Source organism: Plasticicumulans sp., assembly GCF_035331805.1.
Classification (GTDB): domain Bacteria; phylum Pseudomonadota; class Gammaproteobacteria; order Competibacterales; family Competibacteraceae; genus Plasticicumulans.
This window is the reverse complement of sequence record NZ_DAOLKE010000170.1, coordinates 5,254-7,662: the sequence shown is the minus strand read 5'-3', so window position 1 is coordinate 7,662 and position 2,409 is coordinate 5,254. Positions and strand designations below refer to the sequence as shown.

The following is a 2,409-nucleotide window of genomic DNA, read 5'->3' as shown; positions in this document are numbered from 1 at the left end:
ACGGCGCCCGGCTCGCGCGCGGTCCGGCGCGCCGGGCCGCGGGGCTGCTGAATCGCGGCATCGCGCTCGGTTACGCGGTGCCGGGCTCGGTGATCGCGGTCGGCATCCTGATCCCGGTGACACGGCTCGATCATGCCATCGCCGCGCTCTGGCAGTCGCTCGGCCAGCCGCATCCGGGCCTGCTGCTGACCGGCGGGCTCGCGGCGCTGGTCTACGGCTATCTGGTGCGTTTCCTGAGCGTCGCGGTGCAGACGGTCGACACGGGCCTGTCGCGCATCACCGTCAGCATGGACGAGGCCGCGCGCAGCCTCGGGCGCGGGCGCGGCGCGCTGCTGCGCGAGGTGCACCTGCCGCTGCTGCGCGGCAGCCTCGCGAGCGCCGCGCTGCTGGTGTTCGTCGACACGATGAAGGAACTGCCGGCGACGCTGGTGATGCGCCCGTTCAACTTCGACACGCTGGCAACCCAGGTCTACACGCTGGCAGCGGACGAACGCCTCGCCGAGGCCTCGACCGCGGCGCTTGCGATCGTCGCGGTCGGCGTGCTGCCGCTGATCCTGCTGTCACGGCACATCGCGCAGGGGACGCAGCCGCAGGACGGCTGAATCCTGCCCCGGCGCCGGCAACGGGGATGGCCAGCAGCCGGGGGACGGATGCATGCTGCAACGCATCACCTGCTTGCGGAGTTCACCGGCATGGCCCGACGCATCCTGATCCTCGACGGTCACCCGGACCGCGATCCGGCACCGCACTTCCTGCCGGCCCTGCTCGATGCCTATGCCGATGGCGCGCGCGCGGCCGGGCACGAAGTCGAGCGGCTGCGCGTCGCCACCCTCGACTTTCCGTGGCTGCGCAGCGGCGGCGACTGGGAGCCGGCGAACACGCCGGCCGATGTCACGCGCCTGCAGGCGGCGCTCACGGCCGCCGATCACTGGCTGCTCGCGTATCCGCTGTGGTTCGGCAACCCGCCGGCGCTGCTGCTCGGCCTGCTCGAACACGCGCTGCGCCCCGGCTTCGCCTTCACGCCGCCCGGCCCCGACGCGCCGCCGAAACCGCTGCTCGGCGGGCGCAGCGCGCACGTGCTGGTGACGATGAACATGCCGGCCTTCGCCTACCGCTGGTACTTCGGCGCCCACAGCGTGAAGACGCTGCGCCGGCACCTGCTCGGCACCGCAGGCTTCCGCCCGGTGCGCACGACGCTGGTCGGCAGCGTGCTGACGATCGGCAACGGGGGCCGCGAACGCTGGCTGCAGCGGCTGCGGGCGATGGGCACGGAGGGCCGGTGACGCCGCCCGATTGCCCTGGGCCCCTACCGGCGCGCCGGCGAGGCCGGCATGCTGTCGGCCCCGACCGCCGAGGCCACGACCGCTGCCGCCATGCGCCCTGCATCGACCGCCCTGCTGCTTCTCGCCGCCCTCGCCGCCCTGCCCGGCTGCTCGACCGCGCGGCTGCCACCGCCCGAGGACCTCGCCGGCGTGCCCGGCTATTACGCGAGCGGCCGGCGCGGCGCCGTGTACTACGACGTCGCGATCTACCTCGACGCCGACAACCGCGGTGCCGTGGTCATGGACGGCGGCTGCGAGGGACCGCCGCGCATCCTGCCGCAGACGGTCGTGCGCTCCGAGGGTTACGTCAGCTTCCAGGCCATGGGCTGCCGTGACCCGCGCTATGCCGGCGTCGAGGTCACGCAGGCCGAACTCGCCGACGGCAAGGTTCTCGGGGCCGAGCTGTACCTGCTGCGCCGGCGCGACAGCGTGCTCGAACGCGGGCCGTCGATGACGCTGTCGCCGTAAGGCCGCACAACCTTCCGCGCCGGCTCCGGCCCCGCTCCTGCGGCCGGATCACCCGCCTGCCCGGTGCCCCGCTCAGCCCGGCTCCAGCCCGCCGGCCACCAGCGCCACGGTCACGTCGAGGAAGGCGAGCACCCGCCCGCCCTCGCGCGCCGCGAAGGCCTCGGCGGCCGGACGTTCGCGGAAGCTCGCGAGCGTCGGCCCCATCGCGCCGAGCCGGCGATGCCCGATCACGTAGAAGGCGCTGCGCGCGTCGGTGAAGGCGGCATCGTCGGGCTGTTCCCAGCCGGTCGCGCCGAGATCATGCACCCACAGCGCCTGCACGCTGGCGCCGGCCTCGGGCTGCAGCACCCAGGCGAAGAAATCGCGCGTCGAGCAGAACTTCAGCGCGGCCTCGCGCCCGCTGACGTGGGCCTCGCCCTTCGGCCCCGGAAAACCGCGGATCTGCATGCCGCAGACCGCGCACTCGTCGGCGGCGGCGATCGGCACCGGCCGCAGCGCGACGGCCGGCGGCCTGTCCTCGCCGCAGCCGGCGAGCAGCGAGGAAAACGCGGATGTGAACGTGAAGGCGCCGAGACCGAGCAGGACGTGGCGGCGGCTGGGCATGTGCGGAACCTCTCGC

The 2,409-nt window shown here is 74.0% G+C and carries 4 protein-coding genes; 3 read left to right on the top strand and 1 reads right to left on the bottom strand.

The features are described from left to right. From PKE44_RS12175 to PKE44_RS12165, 3 genes are all read left to right on the top strand, one after another. Window positions 1-602 (top strand): ABC transporter permease subunit (locus PKE44_RS12175; protein ID WP_324551529.1); only part of this gene is annotated, 602 nt, incomplete at its 5' end. Between the two features lie 90 nt (window positions 603-692). Next, a complete protein-coding gene (locus tag PKE44_RS12170; RefSeq protein WP_324551527.1) occupies window positions 693-1,283 on the top strand; it encodes an NAD(P)H-dependent oxidoreductase in 591 nt (196 codons plus the stop codon). Window positions 1,284-1,331: 48 nt separating this feature from the next. Then, window positions 1,332-1,790 carry a hypothetical protein gene (locus tag PKE44_RS12165; RefSeq protein WP_324551524.1) on the top strand — a complete coding sequence of 153 codons (459 nt, stop codon included), beginning with the start codon at window positions 1,332-1,334 and terminating at the stop codon, window positions 1,788-1,790. Between the two features lie 72 nt (window positions 1,791-1,862). Here PKE44_RS12165 and PKE44_RS12160 read toward each other — a convergent pair whose 3' ends face one another. Continuing rightward, entirely contained in the window at window positions 1,863-2,393 is a 531-nt protein-coding gene (locus tag PKE44_RS12160; RefSeq protein WP_324551521.1) for a nitrous oxide reductase accessory protein NosL, read from the bottom strand. Between the last annotated feature and the right edge of the window lie 16 nt (window positions 2,394-2,409).

What these genes read in the sequence shown, in the direction of transcription:
- PKE44_RS12165 (WP_324551524.1), top strand. Translation starts at nt 1,332, where the DNA reads ATGCTGTCGGCCCCGACCGCCGAGGCCACGACCGCTGCCGCCATGCGC.
- PKE44_RS12170 (WP_324551527.1), top strand. Translation starts at nt 693, where the DNA reads ATGGCCCGACGCATCCTGATCCTCGACGGTCACCCGGACCGCGATCCG.
- PKE44_RS12160 (WP_324551521.1), bottom strand. Translation starts at nt 2,393, where the DNA reads ATGCCCAGCCGCCGCCACGTCCTGCTCGGTCTCGGCGCCTTCACGTTC.